The sequence below is a fragment of the Streptomyces sp. NPDC049970 genome (assembly GCF_040660235.1).
Taxonomy (GTDB): Bacteria; Actinomycetota; Actinomycetes; order Streptomycetales; family Streptomycetaceae; genus Streptomyces.
In genome coordinates, this window is sequence record NZ_JBFALP010000009.1 from 287,988 (window position 1) to 305,263 (window position 17,276).

Here is a 17,276-nt window from a genome sequence, read left to right on the forward strand (position 1 = left end):
CGCTGTCGAAGCTACCCCGAGCAATTCCGGCATATGAGGCCGGACCCCTGGGACGGGGTCCGTATTGACGGGATTCTGATGCGGGGCCGGTGTGGAAGCCCTACCGTCCCGCTTCCTGACGCTGCACGTGCTCGGCTATGTGCCCGTCGCTCAGCTCCAGGACCCGGTCGGCGAACCCGAGCAGCTGCGGGTCGTGGGTGGCCACCAGGACGGTGACGCCCTCGCTGCGCACCACGGCCCGCAGGAGCTGCATGACCGCGAGTCCGGTCTCCGCGTCGAGCTGCCCGGTGGGCTCGTCCGCGATCAGGAGCGCGGGGCGGTTGGCCAGGGCGCGGGCGATCGCGACACGCTGCTGCTGGCCGCCGGAGAGCTCGCCGGGGCGCTGCTGGGCGTGATCGCCGAGGCCCACCAGCGAGAGCAGCAGCGCGACCCGTTCCTCACGCTCGCCGGGGTCCGTCCTGCGCAGCCGCATGGGTACGCCGACGTTCTCGGCGGCGGTCAGGATGGGGATCAGCCCGAACGACTGGAAGATGAAGCCGATCCGGTCCCGGCGCAGCTCCAGCAGCCCGTCCTCGCCGAGCTCGGCGAGATCGGTGCCGCCGACGGTGATCCGGCCGCTGTCCGGTTTATCCAGTCCGCCGACGAGATTGAGCAGCGTGGTCTTGCCGGAGCCCGAGCGGCCCTTGAGAGCGACGAGCTCTCCGCGGGGTATCCCGAAGGAGACTCCGCGCAGCGCGTGCACGGCCGCGGCGCCGGTGCCGTACGAGCGGTGCAGGTCCTCGATCCGCACCATGGGGCCGTCGGCCGGTCCGTCGGCCAGGGCCGTTCCGCTCCGTGCGCCGGTGCTCCGTGTCATCGCTCTCCCCCGTGCGTGTACCGCGTGCGTGCCGCCCCCCGACAGCCGCCAGTATGTCCAGGGGCACCCCGGGGAGGCAACGGAAAGGCCGGTGGGCCGCACCCGGGTGACGGGTGCGGCCCACCGGCCAGGACGCGCCGCGGAGTGCGGTCAGCGCACCTCGGTGATCTCGGGTCCGCGCTGGAGCTGGCCCATTCCTCCGGAGAACTTCGAGCTCTCCTGGTCCTCCTGCTGCACACCCTCGGGCACCATCTGGGCGTCGTCGGGGAGCTTGAGGACGATCGGGTCGCGCGGGGCCATCGGGCCGTCACCGCGGACGACGACGGTGTCGCGGAAGATCGTCTCCAGCAGGCCGGCGGCCTCCGGCTGCACGGCGCCCTGACCGGAGATCACTCCGCGGAGGAACCAGCGGGGTCCGTCGATGCCGACGAAGCGCACCAGCTGTACGCCGTTCTTGCCGTCGGGAAGCTGTACGGGGACCTGCGCGCGCAGTTCCCAGCCGAGCGGTCCCTCGACCTCGTCGATGATCCCGCCCTGCTGCGTGATGCCAGAGGCGATCTCGTCGCGCACCTCTCCCCAGATGCCCTCCTTCTTGGGAGCGGCGAAGGCCTGCAGCTGGATCGCGCTGTCGCGCAGCACGACGGTGGCCGCGACGATGGCGTCACCGGCGACCTCCACCCGGAGCTCCATGCCTTCGACACCGGGCACGAAGACGCCGCCCAGGTCGACTCGTCCCTCACCGGGCTTGGAGACCTCGGAGATGTCCCACGGCCCGTCGGGGCGGGGGGCAGGCGGAAGGTTCGTGCGGCGCGAGCCGCTCGCCGCCGCGTCGCCGTCGAGCTCGTCGGCGACCTGCTCGGCCTCGCGCGCTTCGTCCGCCGTGTCCTCGGCGGAACCACTGTTCTTGCGACGTCCGAACACGTCAACGTCCTTCCCGGTCCCGGTCTGATACGACCGAAGCGTAGCTGTTCCCACCCTGGTTGTTACCGCCCGTGACACCGTCCACTGCGGCGTGACCGCCGGTGGATCCGAAGCCCCCCTCGGCCCGCGCCGAACCGGGGAGTTCCGCCACCTCGTGGAAGCGCACCTTCTCGACCTGCTGGACGACCAGTTGGGCAATCCGGTCGAACCGTTCGAACCTCACGGTCTCGCGCGGATCGAGATTGACCACGATGACCTTGATCTCCCCACGGTACCCGGCATCGACCGTCCCCGGGGCGTTCACGAGGGCCACTCCGCAGCGGGCCGCGAGGCCGGAGCGGGGGTGGACGAAGGCGGCGTACCCGTCGGGCAGCGCGATCGACACCCCGGTGGGGAGCACCGCCCGTTCGCCCGGAGCGAGCTCGGCGGCCCGGGTCGTCACCAGATCGGCGCCGGCGTCGCCCGGGTGTTCGTAAGCGGGAACCGGTACGTCCGGGTCGACCCTGCGGATGAGTACGTCGACGGGGCCTCGCATCAGGGGTTCACCTCGAAGGCGCGTGCTCGCCTGATCTGGTCCGGATCGGCCATCGCGGCCTGGATCTCCTCCGGCCGTCCGTTGTCGATGAAGTGGTCGACCTTGACCTCGATGAAGAGGGCCTCTGCGCGGACGGCGACGGGCCCCTCGGGTCCACCGGTCCGTGCCGTGGCGCGGCAGTAGATCTTCCTGCTGTGCACGGCGGTGACTTCGGCCTCCAGGAAGAGCACGGTGTCCACCGGCACCGGAAGGACGTAGTCGGTCTCCAGCCTTCCGGTCACCGCGATCACGCGCAGCAGCCAGCTGAGCGCGCCGAGCGTCTCGTCCATCGCCGTGGCGAGGACACCGCCGTGCGCGAGCCCCGGTGCGCCCTGGTGGGCGGGCTTCACGGTGAACTCGGCGGTGACGTTCACGCCTTCTCCGGCCCGCGCCTGCAGGTGCAGTCCGTGCGGCTGTCCGGTTCCGCAGCCGAAACAGTGTTCGTAGTGCGAGCCGAGGAGCTCACCGGGCGCGGGGGCGTCGGGATGGCGGACCGGTTTCACCGCCGCGGCCGGGGGTGTCAGACGTGCAGATGTTCCACTCACAGGCGCAGACCTTACCCGCGCGGCATACCGCCGGTCGCGCCGTGCCAAGCTTGCTTCCATGCAGCCTTCCGCACCCCCCTTCGACGAACGCCTCACCGCACCCCGTTCGTGGTGGCTCATCGCCTTCGGGATCGGCGTCGCCTGCGCCCTGATGCTGCTGCCGCTCGGCCTCCTGCCGATGCTCGGCGGCCTGGTGGGCGGGACGGCCGCGGCATGCGCCGGCGTGAGCTCGTACGGCTCGGCGCGCATCCGGGTCGTGGCGGGCGCGCTCGTCGCGGGTGACGCCCGGATCCCGCTGGAGGCGCTCGGCGACGCCGAGGTGCTGGACGGTGAGGAGGCGCGTGCCTGGCGCACGTACAAGGCGGACACCCGCGCGTTCATGCTGCTGCGCAGTTACGTGCCGACGGCGGTGCGGGTTCAGGTCACCGATCCCGCGGACCCGACGCCGTACGTCTACCTGTCGACCAGGGAGCCGCACGCCCTCGTCGCGGCCCTCGCGCCCGTGGCCGCCTGAGCGGTCAGCGGCCGGGGCCGTCCAGGCCTTCGGGCAGCTCCTCCGCGGGGTACGCGGGCTGTTCCAGCGCAGGGAGCTCCGGAAGTCGGTCCCAGGAGACCTGGTCGCGGCGCAGGTCCTCCCTGACCCGGTCGGCGAGCCTTCTGGTGTCCCGGCGGTTCATCATCGCGCCGACGGCGGCACCGATCATGAACGGGATGAGGTTCGGCAGGTCGCGCACGGTGCGCTTCATGATCTGCTGGCGCAGTTCGCGCTTCATCTGCCCGCCCAGGGCGGCGTTGAGCGTGGTGGGGCGGGAGACGTCGATGCCGCGCTCCTCCGTCCAGGACGTGAGGTACGCGGTGCTGCGCTGCCCGAGGTTGCCGGGCGGACGTCGGCCGTAGACCTCGTGGAGCTCGGCGACGAGCTTCATCTCGATGGCGGCCACGCCGGTGATCTCCGCCGCCAGCTCGGCCATCATGGCGGGTGGGACGGGCATCATCGCAGCGGCTCCGATGCCCGCGCCGACGGTCGCGGTGGCGTTGCACGCGCCCGCGACGAGCTTGTCGGCGAGCTCTTCGGGGCCGAGCCCCGGGAACTGCCTGCGCAGGGTGGCCAGGTCCCGCACGGGGACCCGGGGAGCGATGTCGATGATCCGGTCGGCCACCATGCCGACCGCCGCTCTGGCGCCCTCCCGGCTCCTTCGGACGCCCCGTTTCAGTGAGTTCAGACGGCCGGACTCCTCCGGGGACGGTGCCTGACCGTCCTGCCCGGGCTCGTGTGGCCGTGAGCCCGCTTCCCGCACTGCTTCGAGCGAGGCCGGACGGCCTCGCTCGTCGTCGGATGTGCCGGAAGAGGGCGGCAGGGCGGCCTGGTGCTCGGCAGTGGGGTTCTCACCCTCCACCGGGCCTGTGCCGCCCTGATGCGCCTCCGACGACTTGGTGCGCCGCAAGCGCCGCTTCCACAACGGTGTGTCGCCTGCCACGGTCGGAGGCCCCTAGTCGCAGTCGCGGCAGATGGGCTGGCCGTTCTTCTCGCGCGCCAGCTGGCTCCGGTGGTGCACGAGGAAGCAGCTCATGCAGGTGAACTCGTCGGCCTGCTTGGGCAGGACCCGTACGGCCAGCTCTTCGTTGGACAGGTCTGCGCCGGGCAGCTCCAGTCCCTCTGCCGCGTCGAACTCGTCCACGTCGACGGCCGAAGCCGTCTTGTCGCTCCGACGAGCCTTGAGCTCTTCGAGGCTGTCCTGGTCGACGTCGTCGTCGGTCTTTCGTGGGGTGTCGTAATCCGTTGCCATGTCGCTCTCCCCCTCATGGGTTTATGCGGTGTCTCAGCGCACGTAACGCGTGAGAGGCCGGACTTGTGCCCGACCTGAGGCGGAGATTTTGCCTCACATCAAGGTCTGTTACTCAATCGACACCCAACCGGATCTCTCGCGAGCGATCAGCTTGGGTGGCGATGGGGACCGTACACGGTCCTGTCACTACTGTCGGCGGGCGCCACCCCGTGTACTTCCCGTGATATCGCCCCCTGAAAACCCGGACGTTTACAAGCTTTCGGGGAGAGTTGTGATCACGGAGAGTAGAGGTACCAAAAACCGCTTCTGTGATCGATCACACAGGGACGGAACGCGAACGGGGTTCGAAAATTCCGCCCAAAGCGAACAGAGCGATCCAATACGGCTTCACACCGTGCAGCCTCTCAGACCGGCAGGGTGACGCGCATCACGAGACCACCGCCCTCGCGGGGCTCCGCGATGATACGGCCTCCGTGTGCCCGCGCGACGGATCGCGCGATCGACAGGCCGAGCCCCACCCCCTTGTCGCTGCCTGTCCGCTCCGTGCGCAGCCGCCTGAACGGCTCGAAGAGGTTGTCGATCTCGTACGCCGGGACCACGGGCCCGGTGTTCGTGACCAGGAGGAGCGCCTGCCCGTGCTGGAGCTCCGTGGTGACCTCCACCCAGCCGCCCTCCGCGATGTTGTAGCGCACGGCGTTCTGCACCAGGTTGAGCGCGATGCGCTCCAGGAGGACGCCGTTGCCCTGCACGACCGCGGGGGCGCGCTCGCCCCTGATCTCCACCGCCTTGTCCGAGGCCTCCGACCTGGTCTGGTCGATGGCGCGGTCGGCGACCTCGGCGAGGTCGACGGGTTTGCGCTCCACGATCTGGTTGTCGCTGCGGGCGAGCAGGAGCAGCCCCTCGACCAGTTGCTCGCTGCGCTCGTTGGTGGCCAGGAGGGTCTTGCCGAGCTGCTGGAGCTCCGTGGGGGCGTCCGGGTCGGAGAGGTGGACCTCCAGCAGCGTCCGGTTGATGGCGAGCGGTGTGCGCAGTTCGTGCGAGGCGTTCCCGACGAACCGCTGCTGGGCCGTGAAGGCCCGCTCCAGGCGGTCCAGCATCTCGTCGAAGGTGTCGGCGAGCTCCTTCAGCTCGTCGTCCGGACCGTCCAGCTCGATCCGGCGGCTCAGGTCCGTACCGGCCACCCTGCGGGCGGTACGGGTGATCCGGCCCAGTGGTGACAGGACCCGGCCGGCCATGGCGTAGCCGAACGCGAAGGCGATGATGCTGAGGCCCACGAGGGCGAGGAGCGCCCTGTTCAGCAGGCTGTCGAGGGCGTGCTGCCGCTGCGAGGCGGTGCAGTCCTTGATCGCCTCGTTGAGCTGGCTGTTGTTCAGCGCGGAGCCGAGCTGTGGGCACATGTCGCTGGAGATCTGGACGTTCGTGCCCTTGACCTGGAACTCGAGTCCGCCCGCGTCGTGCAGGGCCTGGGCGGCCAGCATGTAGATGATCGAGAGCAGCAGGATGCCCGCGATCAGGAACATCCCGCCGTACAGCAGTGTCAGCCGTATCCGGATCGTCGGCCGGAGCCACGGGTAGGGGGCCTCCTGCTGCTTGGGCTCCCAGGTCGGTTTGGGGGGTGCCGCCGCAGGGCCCGGGGAGGCTGCCATCACGCCCTCAGATCCGGTATCCGGAGCCGGGGACCGTCACGATGACGGCGGGCTCGCCGAGCTTGCGGCGCAGGGTCATGACCGTCACGCGCACCACGTTGGTGAACGGGTCGGTGTTCTCGTCCCAGGCCTTCTCGAGCAGCTGCTCGGCCGAGACGACCGCGCCCTCGCTGCGCATCAGGACCTCCAGGACCGCGAACTCCTTCGGGGCGAGCTGGATCTCCTGCCCGTCCCGGTGGACCTCGCGGCGGTTGGGGTCGAGCTTGATACCGGCCCGCTCCAGCACAGGTGGCAGAGCGACCGTCGTACGGCGCCCCAGAGCGCGTACACGGGCGGTCAGCTCGCTGAAGGCGAAGGGCTTGGGCAGGTAGTCGTCCGCGCCGAGCTCCAGGCCCTCGACCCGGTCGCTGACGTCCCCGGACGCGGTGAGCATGAGCACCCTGGTGGGCATGCCGAGTTCGACGATCTTGCGGCAGACGTCGTCGCCGTGCACCAGTGGGAGGTCCCGGTCCAGCACGACGACGTCGTAGTCGTTGACCCCGACCCGTTCGAGGGCAGCCGCTCCGTCGTAGACGACGTCGACGGCCATGGCCTCCCGGCGCAGCCCGGTGGCCACCGCATCGGCGAGCAGCTGCTCGTCCTCGACGACGAGTACGCGCACGGCGCAGTCCTTCCCTAGATCTCCGGAAACACGGTGAGCGGCCTCGTTCCGGCCGTTCCCGCACGTCGGTGACACCGACTGTGCGCGTCCATCCTGCCTTCAACACGCATAAACCGGCGGTAAGACGACGCTCGCGGACCGTTCGTGCGGGCAGTCGGTCGGATTGCCGCGCCGGTCGAGGTTTCTCGCGGGCCGGCCACGGGGAGGACGACCTCACACCCCCGATCACGCCGTGTATGTGGCGTTCCACAGCCCGTCCTGCTTCCAGAGGGACTGCGTGATCACCCGCACACCCGTACACCGGCCGTCCGCCGGGAGACCACCGGGCACACCCCCGTGCCACCGACCCACGATGAGGGGGCGCTCCATGGACGCTTTCACCGCAGGGCTGCTGCAACGAATCAGGACCACCGAGTCCGACCTCACGAGGGCTCGCGAGACGGGCGACGACTTCCTCGCGGATGTCGAGCAGGGAGAGCTCGACGACCTGCACCGCCTCGCCGCCGAACACGGCGTGGAAGTCGGCGCCACAAGCGTCTGAACCGCCACGGGAGGGCCCGGACAGCCATGACAGGCCGTCCGGGCCCTCTCCCGTGTCCGGAAGCCCGCCGGGGTGTCCGGGCCGGCCCCGGCGGGACGTGTGTCAGTCGTGCCAGGCGCCGAGTTCGTCGAGGAGCGCCTGCAACGGCTCGAAGACCCCGGGCGTCGCCGCCACGGTCAGGTCCCCGTCCGCCGGGAGACCCGGCCGGCCCCCGGTGAGCGCACCGGCCTCGCGGGCGATGAGGTCGCCCGCCGCCACGTCCCACGGGTGCAGTCCGCGCTCGTAGTAGCCGTCGAGGCGGCCCGCCGCGACGTCGCAGAGCTCGATGGCCGCCGATCCGCCGCGCCTGATGTCGCGCAGCCGAGGAATCAGCTGCTGGGCGACGGCCGCCTGGTGGGTGCGGACCTCGGTGACGTAGTTGAAGCCGGTCGACACCAGCGCGTGTTCGAGGGGGGCCGTGGGGCGGCAGCGCAGGGCGTCGCCGTTGCCGTACGCGCCGCGGCCGAGGACGGCGTGGAAGGTCTCGCGGCGCATCGGGGCCTCCACCACTCCCACGACCCTTTCGCCGTCACGCTCGGCGGCGATGGAGACGGACCAGGTGGGCAGCCCGTAGAGGTAGTTCACCGTGCCGTCCAGCGGGTCGATGACCCAGCGGATGCCGCTGCTCCCCTCGGCGCTGGCGCCCTCCTCACCGAGGAAGCCGTCGGCGGGACGGTGCTCGGACAGGTAGCCGGTGATCAGCTTCTCCGCCCGGATGTCCATCTCGGTCACGACGTCGATGGGGCTGGACTTCGTCGCGGCCACCCCGAGGTCCGCGGGGCGGCCGTCGCGCAGCAGGGCGCCGGCCCGGCGGGCCGCTTCCGTGGCGAGGTCGAGCAGTTCGGACAGGAGGGGGTCGTTCACAACGCTCCAGACGTGGTGTCGCGGCCGGAACGGGCTGGTGGGCGCCCGCACGGCCGGAAGGCGGATGATCGACGGCGGCTAGAACGGGCTGTCGGCGCCCGCCGCGGCCGGTTTCGGGGCCCTGGCCGGACAGCACCCGACGGGGCAGAGGTCGTGGGAGGCCCCCAGTGCGCCCAGGGCGCACCGCTCGACGGGGCGGTCCTGTTCCGCGCCGGCCCGCTCCAGGAGGAGTTCGCGCACGGCCGCGGCGAAGCGGGGGTCGGCGCCGACCGTCGGCGACCTGCGGACCGGCAGCCCGAGTTCGGCGGCCTTCGCGGCGGCCTCCGTGTCGAGGTCGTACAGCACCTCCATGTGGTCCGAGACGAAGCCGATGGGGGCCATGACGACCGCCGGGACGCCCTCGCCGTGGAGTGTCTCCAGGTGGTCGCAGATGTCGGGCTCCAGCCAGGGGATGTGCGGGGCCCCGCTGCGCGACTGGTAGACGAGCCGCCACGGGTGCTCGACGCCGGTCTCCTCGCGTACGGCCTCGGTGACGAGCCGGGCGACCTCCAGGTGCTGGGCGACGTAGGAACCGCCGTCGCCGTGGGTCTCGGTGGGCCCGGAGGTGTCGGCCGCCGCGGTGGGGATGGAGTGGGTGGTGAAGGCGAGGTGCGCCCCGGCCCTGACGTCCTCGGGCAGGTCGGCCAGCGAGGCGAGTACGCCGTCCACCATGGGCCGCACGAAGCCCGGGTGGTTGAAGTAGTGGCGCAGTTTGTCGACCCGGGGCACGGGGAGCCCCTCGGCCTCCAGCGCGGCCAGCGACTCCGCCAGGTTCTCGCGGTACTGGCGGCAGCCGGAGTACGAGGCGTAGGCGCTGGTGGCGAGCACGGCGATCCTGCGGTGCCCGTCGGTGACCATCGCGCGGAGGGCGTCGGTGAGGTACGGGGCCCAGTTGCGGTTGCCCCAGTGGATCGGGACCTCCAGCCCGTGTTCCGCGAAGTCCCTGCGCAGGGCGTCGAGCAGGGCCCTGTTCTGCGCGTTGATCGGGCTCACACCGCCGAACAGGAAGTAGTGCTTGCCTACCTCCTTGAGCCGTTCCTCGGGGATGCCCCGGCCGCGCGTCACGTTGGCCAGGAACGGGACCACGTCGTCGGGACCCTCGGGACCTCCGAAGGAGAGCAGGAGCAGGGCGTCGTACGGAGCTGGATCGCGCAGATCGGACATGCACCCGATCCTGCCACCCGCCGGAGGCGATGCGGCAACCGCCGTCGGCCGGTGCCCGGCGTCGTCGGCCGCCCGTAAGCTGTGTCAGCCATCCACACACCTGACAGGCTTCATCGGAGCACCCCTTGCCCAGCCCCTACCGCGCCATCTTCGCCGCTCCCGGAAGCCGGGGATTCTCGGCGGCCGGATTCCTCGGGCGGATGCCGCTTTCCATGATGGGCATCGGCGTGGTGACGATGGTCTCCCAGCTCACCGGCCGCTACGGCCTCGCGGGGGCGCTCTCCGCGACGCTCGCCATGGCGGCTGCGGTCATGGGTCCGCAGGTGTCCCGGATGGTCGACCGGTACGGGCAGCGCCGCGTCCTGCGGCCCGTCACGCTGCTCGCCGCCGGCGCGGTCGCGGGGCTGCTGGTCTGCGCCCAGCAGCGGCTGCCCGACTGGACCCTGTTCGTCTTCGCCGTGGGTGCCGGCTGCGTCCCGAGCGTGGGGTCGATGGTCCGGGCCCGATGGGCCGAGATCTACCGGGGGTCGGGACGTCAGCTGCACACCGCGTACTCCTGGGAGTCGATCGTCGACGAGGTGTGCTTCATCTTCGGCCCCATCGTCTCCATCGGTCTTTCCACCGCCTGGTTCCCCGAGGCCGGCCCGCTGCTGGCCGGTGTGTTCCTGGTGACGGGCGTCTTCTGGCTGACGGCCCAGCGCGCCACCGAGCCCAGGCCCCATCCGGAGGAGGACCGCACCGGCGGTTCCGCGCTCCGCTCGCCCGGGCTCCGGGTGCTGGTGCTCACCTTCGTGGCCACCGGGGCGATCTTCGGCGCGGTCGACGTGGTGACGGTGGCCTTCGCCGAGGAACGCGGCCACAAGGCTGCGGCCAGCCTCGTGCTGGCGGTCTACGCCCTGGGATCCTGCCTCGCCGGAGCGGTCTTCGGACTGCTCCACCTCAAGGGGGAGCCGTCCACCAGGTGGCTGGTGGGGGTGTGCGCGATGGCCGTGAGTATGATCCCCCTCCAACTGGCCGGGAGCCTGCCGTTCCTGGCCGTGGCGCTCTTCGCCGCGGGTCTCGCCATCGCACCGACGATGGTCACCACCATGGCCCTCGTCGAACAGCACGTACCGCGCACGCGGCTGACCGAGGGCATGACCTGGACCAGTACCGGGCTCGCGGTCGGAGTGGCGCTCGGCTCCTCCGCCGCAGGCTGGGTGGTCGACGCCTCGGGGGCCGAGGCGGGGTACGCGGTGCCCGCCGTGGCGGGAGCGCTCGCGGCCGCGGTGGCGTTCCTGGGGTACCGCCGGCTCGCGGAGCCGGTGCCTACGGGAGGGCGCGGGGAAGATGACCGACACCTACGCACGGACGACGAGCACGTGGCGTAACTGGGCGGGCAATGTCACCGCCCGGCCGGCCCGGGTGGCCTCTCCCGCCTCGGTCGACGAACTGGTCGACGTGGTACGCACGGCGGCCGAGGACGGCCTGACCGTCAAGCCCGTCGGCACCGGTCACTCCTTCACCGCGACCGCGGCCACGGACGGCGTCCTCATACGCCCGGACCTGCTGACCGGCATCCGGGAGGTCGACCGTACGGCGATGACCGTGACGGTCGAGGCCGGCACCCCGCTGAAGAGGCTCAACGCAGCGCTCGCCCGTGAAGGCCTCTCCCTCACGAACATGGGCGACATCACCGAGCAGACGGTCGCCGGGGCCACCTCCACGGGGACCCACGGCACCGGACGCGACTCGGCCTCGATCTCGGCGCAGATCCGCGCGCTGGAGCTGGTCACGGCCGACGGCACAGTGCTGCGCTGCTCGGACAGCGAGCATCCGGACGTGTTCGCGGCGGCCCGGATCGGCCTCGGGGCGCTCGGAGTGGTCACGGCGGTCACCTTCGCGGTGGAACCGGTCTTCCTGCTGACCGCCCGCGAGGAACCGATGGCCTTCGACCGCGTCACGGCCGACTTCGAGCAGCTGGTCGCCGAGAACGAGCACTTCGAGTTCTACTGGTTCCCGCACACGGGCAACTGCAACACCAAGCGCAACAACCGCAGCGCCGGCCCCCTCGCTCCGCCCGGACGTGTCGGCGGCTGGATCGAGGACGAGCTGCTCTCCAACGGCCTCTTCCAGGTCGCCTGTTCGGTCGGCCGGGCGGTCCCCGGGACCATCCCCGCCATCGCGAAGCTCTCCAGCCGCGCCCTATCGGCCCGCACCTACACGGACATCCCGCACAAGGTGTTCACCAGCCCCCGGCGGGTGCGCTTCGTCGAGATGGAGTACGCCCTCCCGCGCGAGGCGGCCGTCGAGGCGCTGCGGGAGCTCAGGGCCATGGTCGATCGCTCGCCGCTGCGTGTCAGCTTCCCGGTGGAGGTCCGCACAGCGCCGGCGGACGACATCGCGCTCTCCACGGCCTCGGGCCGGGACAGCGCCTACATCGCGGTGCACCTGTACCGGGGAACGCCGTACGGGGCTTACTTCACCGCCGTCGAGCGGATCATGACGGGGTACGCCGGCCGCCCGCACTGGGGCAAGATCCACACCCGGGACGCCGGATACCTGGCCGGGGCCTACCCGCGGTTCGGCGAGTTCACCGCCGTACGCGACCGGCTCGACCCCGGCCGGCTGTTCGCCAACGACTACCTGCGCCGCGTGCTCGGCGACTGACACCGGGGCACGGGAGCCCGGGGCAGGACCGGCTCAGCGGGCCGGGTCCGCCCCGTCCTGCTGAGCGGGCGCCTCAGCGGCACCGGTGGGGTCCTGTGCGGACGGGACGCCGGCGTCGTCGCCCGGGGTGGAGGGGGTGGCCTCCGGCGCGGTGGGCCCGGAGGGCTCCGAGGGCGAGGGGGCCGGCGCGTCGGAGGCGCCGCCGCCGGACGGTACGGGCACCGCGCTCCGGCCGTCACCGGGGTCCGTACCGGGTGTCGTCGTGCTCCCGGTGTCCGGCCGGCGGTCGCCGCCGCCGTCCTCCTGCCCGGTACCGGTCGACGGCTCGGGCGAGGTGGTCCCCGCGTCGCGCTCCCCGCGTACGACGGAGCCGACGGTCGTCCCGCCGCCGCCTCCGAGATCATGGCCGGACGCCAGCTCGTACACCGTGATGCCGGCCATCGACAGGACGAACACCCCGGTCGCAGCCAGGGCCGAGCGCTTCCAGCCCCGGACGCGGGTGCCGTGCGTACGGGCGTCGGAGTAGGTGTCGTCACCGCCGGTCCGCTGGTCGCCGGCCGGCGGGTCACCCGGGCCCCGTCCTCCCGGGCGGACCTGGCGGAGCACCCGGGTGCGGTCGGGGGCGGACTCCGGGACCGTGCGCAGCAGCCGGGTCGCACTGTCGTCGGGCCGCCACGACGCGGGGATGGTCTCCTTCGTGTGCACGGTCACCTGACGGCCCGCCGGCTGCTTCACCTGGACGGTGACCTCACGGATCTGTTCACCGGTGCGCCGGAAGAAGTGCTGGAAGACCGATCCCCCGCAGGTGGCCACCACGCTCATCACGCCGGCTCCGGCGATGGTGCCGTACACACCGAGCTGAGAGGCCATGACCGCTGCCGCGACCGCCGCGACGGCACTTCCGGCGACCTGCGGCAGGCTCAGATCGATGCGCCTTTCCTTGTGTTCCGCACCACTCTGCGGCTTCTGAACCATGATCAGCCCCTGCTAGACAACTACCCCACCTTGCACATGGAAAGGACATTTGAGCGAATCAGATAGTTCCGTTTCTGGAGATTCTGTGAAGCAGCACACCCGGGGCGGGCAAACCGCCGAGAACGGGGTAACCCGACTCCCGCGCCCTCCGAGAACTTCGGCGGCGCGCCGGTCCACCCCCGTGGCCCGAATGGAGTACTGTGACGAGCCCTGGGGCCGGACTCCCACGTGGATGTCCGGAACCTTCGGGAGGGGGCCGGACACGGCACTCGAACCGGCGGTGCCGCGGCATCGCACGGGCGCCTGCCGCATGGAGTGACGATCCGGTCACTCCACGTCGTAAACAGGTAACCGTGCCATCGCGGTGCTCCAGGGCCAAGGCCCGACACGCCGGGTAACTTGGCAAGGTTGTGGCAGGCTGAACCCGGGCAGGCCACACTCGACTAGCGGAAGCAGCGACGCACGTGACGTCGGCAGGCACCACCCGGGAGGTTCCCATGCCCGAACTGCGTGTCGTGGCCGTCTCGAACGACGGCACACGACTGGTGCTCAAGGCTGCGGACAGCACGGAGTACACGCTTCCGATCGATGAGCGGCTGCGTGCCGCCGTGCGTAACGACCGCGCACGCCTGGGCCAGATCGAGATCGAGGTGGAGAGCCATCTCCGCCCCCGCGACATCCAGGCGCGGATACGCGCCGGTGCCTCAGCCGAGGAGGTCGCCCAGTTCGCCGGCATCCCGGTCGACCGGGTGCGCCGCTTCGAGGGCCCGGTGCTCGCGGAGCGCGCCTTCATGGCCGAGCGGGCCCGGAAGACCCCCGTGCGCCGCCCCGGAGAGAACACCGGCCCCCAGCTCGGCGAGGCGGTGCAGGAGCGCCTGCTGCTGCGCGGCGCCGACCGGGAGACCGTCCAGTGGGACTCCTGGCGCCGGGACGACGGCACCTGGGAGGTCCTCCTGGTGTACCGCGTGGCCGGTGAGCCGCACTCCGCGAGCTGGACGTACGACGCGCCGCGGCGGCTCGTCCAGGCGGTGGACGCCGAGGCGCGCTCACTGATCGGCGAGACCGACGACGTCGCGGCGCCCGAACCCAGCTTCCCCTTCGTGCCCCGGATCGCGCGCCTTCCGCGCGACCGGCCGCTCGACCGTGCGCTGGACCGTCAGATCGAACGCCCCGTCCCCCCGGCACCGGATCCCGACGAGCGCATCGGCGGCGTGTCCGCCAGTGAGCGCGACTCGCTGACCAGCCTCCTGGAGGCGGTGCCGAGCTTCCGGGGCGACATGGTCGTGCCCGAGCGGCCCACCCAGCCCGAACCGCCCGCGCTCGAGCCCGCGTCGCAGGAGGAGCCGGAGGCGGACGAGCCCCCGGCAGCGGCCGCGGGCGCCGGTTCCGCGTACGCCGACGTGCTCATGCCGCGTGCGGTGGCCGGGCACCGGGACCGGCTGACCGGCACGACGGACCGCCAGGCCGAGGCCGACGGCGTCCGACCCGGGCGCCGGGCGGCTGTGCCGAGCTGGGACGAGATCGTCTTCGGCACCCGCCGCAAGAAGCAGGACTGAGGACGCCTCCGGCGCCGGACGCCGTCCGGCACGGCTATGACGAGGTCCCGTACGCGGCTGCGTACGGGACCTCGTCATAGCCGTGGGACAGGCGCGCCTGGCGTCAGCTGGGGTCGGGCCCGGTGGCGACGGGCCGGGACTCGTCCGAGGACCACTCCGACCAGGAACCGGCGTACAGGGCCGCGCGGTGGCCCGCCAGTTCCAGCGCCAGCACCTGGTGGGCGCCCGAGACGCCCGAGCCGCAGTAGACGCCGACCTCGGTGTCGGGGCCGGCTCCCATGGCGGAGAACCTGTCGGCCAGCGCGTCGGCAGGCAGGAACCGCCCGTCCGCGTCGACGTTCAGCGCGGTCGGGGCGGAGACCGCGCCCGGGATGTGGCCGCCCACCCGGTCGACGGGCTCCACTTCGCCCCGGTAGCGCTCCGCGGCCCGCGCGTCGAGCAGCAGTCCGGAGCGGGCGAGCGCGGCGGCAGCGTCGGCGTCCAGGAGACCGAGTGCGCCGGGCACGGGGCGGAAGTCGCCCTCGGCGGGTTCCGGGATCCCGACGGTCAGTTCGCCCGTCCAGGTCGCGAGACCGCCGTCCAGGACACGGACGTCGGGGTGCCCGGTCCAGCGCAGCAGCCACCAGGCGCGGGCCGCCGCCCAGCCCTGACCGCCGTCGTGGACCACCACCGGGGTGTCGCGGCGGACACCCGCACGCCGCATGACGGCCCCGAAGGCCTCCGGGTCCGGCAGGGGGTGCCGGCCTCCGCTGCCGGCCGGGCCCGCGAGCTCGGCGTCGAGATCGACGAACACCGCGCCGGGGATGTGCCCCGCCTCGTAGTCGGCGCGGCCGTTCGGTCCGCCGAGCTGCCAGCGGACATCGAGGAGGACCGGCGGACGCGACCCCGCCGACTCGCTCAGGTATTCGGATGCGGTGATGATGGGCTTCATGGGTGCCATCCTCGCTCAGCGGCCGCTTCCGGCGCCGTTGCGCCTATATGGATGTACCGCGCCAAAAGGGACCAACGCGTAAGCGGAAGCCGGAAAACGCGGCGCGGCCGGGTGCCTCGGGGGCTCAGTGGTGCGAGCATCGGCACGGAGCGTACGCACCCGTATCCGTACCGCTGGAGGCCGTGCAGACTCCGTCCCCCCGTACGGTGACACCGATGGTACGAGGAGAGAGAAGAAGATGACCGAGGCTGCCACCCGGCGGACGCCCGGAGCACCGTGCTGGGTGAGTCTGATCGTGCACGGCCTGTCCGCGACCCAGGAGTTCTACAGCCGCCTCTTCGGCTGGGAGTTCCGGCCGGGGCCCGAGCAGTTGGGGCCGTACGTACGGGCGCTGCTGAACGGCAAGGAGGTCGCGGGCATCGGGCAGCTGCCGCCCGACCGGCACCTGCCCATCGCCTGGACGACCTATCTCGCCACCGAGGACGCTGACGCCACGGCCGAGGCCATCCGCTCCTGCGGCGGCACCGTGGCGGTCGGCCCCATCGACGCCGGCAGCGCCGGCCGCCTCGCGATCGCGTCGGACCCCGGCGGCGCGGTGTTCGGCCTCTGGCAGGCGGCCGAACACGTCGGCACGACGCTGAAGGGCACGCCGGGCACCCCCGTGTGGAACGAGCTGGTGACCCGCGAGACCGCTTCGGTCGCGAAGTTCTACCAGGCCGTGTTCGGATTCGGGACCGAGGCGGTGGTCTCGGCCGACTTCGACTATCAGACACTCCATCTCGACGGCCGCCCGGTCGCCGCCCTGCACGGCGTCGGCCAAGGCCTTCCGCGCGATCGCGGCCCGCACTGGATGACGTACTTCCAGGTCGCCGACACCGACGAGGCCGCGGCACGCGTCGTGGAGCTCGGCGGACACGTGCTGCACCCGCCGCAGGACGCGTCGAGCGGGAGGCTCGCCACGGTGGCGGACCCGGAGGGCGCGGTGTTCACGATTGTCAGGCCGCAGGGGGAATGACCGTCGGGCGGCCGAGCGGACGTCGCCACCGGGGAGGCCGGCAGCCGCACCCGCCGGGAATCCATCCGCAACGAACGGGTTGTTCTCGGGACCGTGCCGCGTGATCGCTTCCGGCCCGGGTAGCCGCGAGAGATGTTCAGGCATAGGCGCGTACGAATTCTGACCGTGCTGCTCAGCGGCTGGGTGGTGCTGACCGCGGTGGAGCGGGTGGCGGAGGAGGCCCCGTGGGCGCGCGCGGTCCTGGGCGGGCTCATGTGGGCGGCCCTGGTGGCCGGTGTCTGGTGGTTCGCGGAGTGGACGCAGTCTCCGCTGCGCACCGCGCGGGAGTCGGCCGCGGCACGGCGTCGGGCGGAGAACACACCACACGACGAACCCGCCGGCACCGCCACGGAACTCGTCGCGCACCAGGGCGAACCCTCGGCACCGTCACACAGCTGACGTCCCATCCGGACAGGACCGGACGCGGGTGGCGCGGCGGCCCCCCCCGGGGGGGGGGGGGGGGCCCGGGCCGGG

Annotated in this window: 19 protein-coding genes; 7 read left to right on the top strand and 12 right to left on the bottom strand. The window is 71.8% G+C overall.

Going from position 1 to position 17,276, the window contains the following annotated elements; translation table 11 throughout:
- Positions 1 to 100: 100 nt before the first annotated feature.
- From AB0I83_RS18945 to AB0I83_RS18960, 4 genes are all read right to left on the bottom strand, one after another.
- A complete protein-coding gene (locus AB0I83_RS18945) occupies positions 101 to 856 on the bottom strand; it encodes an ABC transporter ATP-binding protein (protein WP_363305402.1) in 756 nt (251 codons plus the stop codon).
- A gap of 150 nt (positions 857 to 1,006) precedes the next feature.
- Complete coding sequence (locus AB0I83_RS18950) at positions 1,007 to 1,777, bottom strand: DUF3710 domain-containing protein (RefSeq protein WP_356530549.1); 771 nt, start codon at positions 1,775 to 1,777, stop codon at positions 1,007 to 1,009.
- A gap of 1 nt (position 1,778) precedes the next feature.
- Positions 1,779 to 2,312 carry a dUTP diphosphatase gene (gene dut / locus AB0I83_RS18955; protein ID WP_363305403.1) on the bottom strand — a complete coding sequence of 178 codons (534 nt, stop codon included), beginning with the start codon at positions 2,310 to 2,312 and terminating at the stop codon, positions 1,779 to 1,781.
- Positions 2,312 to 2,896: a PaaI family thioesterase gene (locus tag AB0I83_RS18960; RefSeq protein ID WP_356530547.1), complete on the bottom strand. Its 585-nt coding sequence runs from the start codon at positions 2,894 to 2,896 to the stop codon at positions 2,312 to 2,314. The genes dut and AB0I83_RS18960 overlap by 1 nt, the downstream gene beginning before the upstream one ends.
- 58 nt (positions 2,897 to 2,954) lie before the next feature.
- Here AB0I83_RS18960 and AB0I83_RS18965 point away from each other — a divergent pair, with 58 nt between their 5' ends.
- Positions 2,955 to 3,410 (top strand): DUF3093 domain-containing protein, encoded by a 456-nt coding sequence (locus AB0I83_RS18965; protein WP_363305404.1) that lies wholly within the window; start codon positions 2,955 to 2,957, stop codon positions 3,408 to 3,410.
- Positions 3,411 to 3,414: 4 nt separating this feature from the next.
- Here the strand turns inward: AB0I83_RS18965 and AB0I83_RS18970 are convergent, their stop codons facing one another.
- The 4 genes from AB0I83_RS18970 to AB0I83_RS18985 form a co-directional block, all read right to left on the bottom strand.
- Positions 3,415 to 4,374: a hypothetical protein gene (locus AB0I83_RS18970; RefSeq protein WP_356844101.1), complete on the bottom strand. Its 960-nt coding sequence runs from the start codon at positions 4,372 to 4,374 to the stop codon at positions 3,415 to 3,417.
- Positions 4,375 to 4,386: 12 nt separating this feature from the next.
- Positions 4,387 to 4,683 carry a DUF4193 domain-containing protein gene (locus AB0I83_RS18975; protein ID WP_003965732.1) on the bottom strand — a complete coding sequence of 99 codons (297 nt, stop codon included), beginning with the start codon at positions 4,681 to 4,683 and terminating at the stop codon, positions 4,387 to 4,389.
- A 404-nt stretch (positions 4,684 to 5,087) separates the two neighbouring features.
- Positions 5,088 to 6,329: an ATP-binding protein gene (locus tag AB0I83_RS18980; protein WP_356530543.1), complete on the bottom strand. Its 1,242-nt coding sequence runs from the start codon at positions 6,327 to 6,329 to the stop codon at positions 5,088 to 5,090.
- A 7-nt stretch (positions 6,330 to 6,336) separates the two neighbouring features.
- Positions 6,337 to 6,990 carry a response regulator transcription factor gene (locus AB0I83_RS18985; RefSeq protein WP_363305405.1) on the bottom strand — a complete coding sequence of 218 codons (654 nt, stop codon included), beginning with the start codon at positions 6,988 to 6,990 and terminating at the stop codon, positions 6,337 to 6,339.
- Positions 6,991 to 7,357: 367 nt separating this feature from the next.
- Here AB0I83_RS18985 and AB0I83_RS18990 point away from each other — a divergent pair, with 367 nt between their 5' ends.
- The gene (locus AB0I83_RS18990; protein WP_356844102.1) at positions 7,358 to 7,531 is read left to right on the top strand and encodes a hypothetical protein; all 174 of its coding nucleotides are present in this window, start codon (positions 7,358 to 7,360) and stop codon (positions 7,529 to 7,531) included.
- 102 nt (positions 7,532 to 7,633) lie between these two features.
- Here AB0I83_RS18990 and AB0I83_RS18995 read toward each other — a convergent pair whose 3' ends face one another.
- Together AB0I83_RS18995 and AB0I83_RS19000 are read right to left on the bottom strand one after the other, a co-directional pair.
- Positions 7,634 to 8,434 (bottom strand): inositol monophosphatase family protein, encoded by an 801-nt coding sequence (locus tag AB0I83_RS18995; RefSeq protein ID WP_356530539.1) that lies wholly within the window; start codon positions 8,432 to 8,434, stop codon positions 7,634 to 7,636.
- Between the two features lie 78 nt (positions 8,435 to 8,512).
- A complete protein-coding gene (locus AB0I83_RS19000) occupies positions 8,513 to 9,637 on the bottom strand; it encodes a ferrochelatase (protein ID WP_363305406.1) in 1,125 nt (374 codons plus the stop codon).
- 125 nt (positions 9,638 to 9,762) lie between these two features.
- On the opposite strand from AB0I83_RS19000, the gene AB0I83_RS19005 reads away from it, so the two are divergent.
- Positions 9,763 to 11,007: an MFS transporter gene (locus AB0I83_RS19005; RefSeq protein ID WP_356530536.1), complete on the top strand. Its 1,245-nt coding sequence runs from the start codon at positions 9,763 to 9,765 to the stop codon at positions 11,005 to 11,007.
- Complete coding sequence (locus tag AB0I83_RS19010; RefSeq protein ID WP_363305407.1) at positions 10,967 to 12,286, top strand: D-arabinono-1,4-lactone oxidase; 1,320 nt, start codon at positions 10,967 to 10,969, stop codon at positions 12,284 to 12,286. Before AB0I83_RS19005 ends, AB0I83_RS19010 begins: the two co-directional genes overlap by 41 nt.
- A gap of 33 nt (positions 12,287 to 12,319) precedes the next feature.
- Here the strand turns inward: AB0I83_RS19010 and AB0I83_RS19015 are convergent, their stop codons facing one another.
- A complete protein-coding gene (locus AB0I83_RS19015) occupies positions 12,320 to 13,261 on the bottom strand; it encodes a hypothetical protein (RefSeq protein WP_363305408.1) in 942 nt (313 codons plus the stop codon).
- Positions 13,262 to 13,758: 497 nt separating this feature from the next.
- Here AB0I83_RS19015 and sepH point away from each other — a divergent pair, with 497 nt between their 5' ends.
- Positions 13,759 to 14,817, top strand: coding sequence for a septation protein SepH (sepH, locus tag AB0I83_RS19020; protein WP_356530532.1), 1,059 nt, complete (start codon positions 13,759 to 13,761; stop codon positions 14,815 to 14,817).
- A gap of 103 nt (positions 14,818 to 14,920) precedes the next feature.
- Here the strand turns inward: sepH and AB0I83_RS19025 are convergent, their stop codons facing one another.
- Positions 14,921 to 15,748: a sulfurtransferase gene (locus AB0I83_RS19025; protein ID WP_363305409.1), complete on the bottom strand. Its 828-nt coding sequence runs from the start codon at positions 15,746 to 15,748 to the stop codon at positions 14,921 to 14,923.
- 238 nt (positions 15,749 to 15,986) lie between these two features.
- On the opposite strand from AB0I83_RS19025, the gene AB0I83_RS19030 reads away from it, so the two are divergent.
- Together AB0I83_RS19030 and AB0I83_RS19035 are read left to right on the top strand one after the other, a co-directional pair.
- The gene (locus AB0I83_RS19030; RefSeq protein WP_356530530.1) at positions 15,987 to 16,763 is read left to right on the top strand and encodes a VOC family protein; all 777 of its coding nucleotides are present in this window, start codon (positions 15,987 to 15,989) and stop codon (positions 16,761 to 16,763) included.
- 132 nt (positions 16,764 to 16,895) lie between these two features.
- Positions 16,896 to 17,201, top strand: a complete 306-nt coding sequence (locus tag AB0I83_RS19035; protein ID WP_363305410.1) for a hypothetical protein — start codon at positions 16,896 to 16,898, stop codon at positions 17,199 to 17,201.
- The last annotated feature ends 75 nt before the right edge of the window (positions 17,202 to 17,276 follow it).

What these genes read in the sequence shown, in the direction of transcription:
- AB0I83_RS18980 (WP_356530543.1), bottom strand. Translation starts at nt 6,329, where the DNA reads ATGGCAGCCTCCCCGGGCCCTGCGGCGGCACCCCCCAAACCGACCTGG.
- AB0I83_RS19000 (WP_363305406.1), bottom strand. Translation starts at nt 9,637, where the DNA reads ATGTCCGATCTGCGCGATCCAGCTCCGTACGACGCCCTGCTCCTGCTC.
- dut (WP_363305403.1), bottom strand. Translation starts at nt 2,312, where the DNA reads ATGCGAGGCCCCGTCGACGTACTCATCCGCAGGGTCGACCCGGACGTA.
- AB0I83_RS19035 (WP_363305410.1), top strand. Translation starts at nt 16,896, where the DNA reads ATGTTCAGGCATAGGCGCGTACGAATTCTGACCGTGCTGCTCAGCGGC.
- AB0I83_RS19030 (WP_356530530.1), top strand. Translation starts at nt 15,987, where the DNA reads ATGACCGAGGCTGCCACCCGGCGGACGCCCGGAGCACCGTGCTGGGTG.
- AB0I83_RS18990 (WP_356844102.1), top strand. Translation starts at nt 7,358, where the DNA reads ATGGACGCTTTCACCGCAGGGCTGCTGCAACGAATCAGGACCACCGAG.
- AB0I83_RS19010 (WP_363305407.1), top strand. Translation starts at nt 10,967, where the DNA reads ATGACCGACACCTACGCACGGACGACGAGCACGTGGCGTAACTGGGCG.
- AB0I83_RS18945 (WP_363305402.1), bottom strand. Translation starts at nt 856, where the DNA reads ATGACACGGAGCACCGGCGCACGGAGCGGAACGGCCCTGGCCGACGGA.
- sepH (WP_356530532.1), top strand. Translation starts at nt 13,759, where the DNA reads ATGCCCGAACTGCGTGTCGTGGCCGTCTCGAACGACGGCACACGACTG.
- AB0I83_RS19015 (WP_363305408.1), bottom strand. Translation starts at nt 13,261, where the DNA reads ATGGTTCAGAAGCCGCAGAGTGGTGCGGAACACAAGGAAAGGCGCATC.
- AB0I83_RS19025 (WP_363305409.1), bottom strand. Translation starts at nt 15,748, where the DNA reads ATGAAGCCCATCATCACCGCATCCGAATACCTGAGCGAGTCGGCGGGG.
- AB0I83_RS18965 (WP_363305404.1), top strand. Translation starts at nt 2,955, where the DNA reads ATGCAGCCTTCCGCACCCCCCTTCGACGAACGCCTCACCGCACCCCGT.
- AB0I83_RS18975 (WP_003965732.1), bottom strand. Translation starts at nt 4,683, where the DNA reads ATGGCAACGGATTACGACACCCCACGAAAGACCGACGACGACGTCGAC.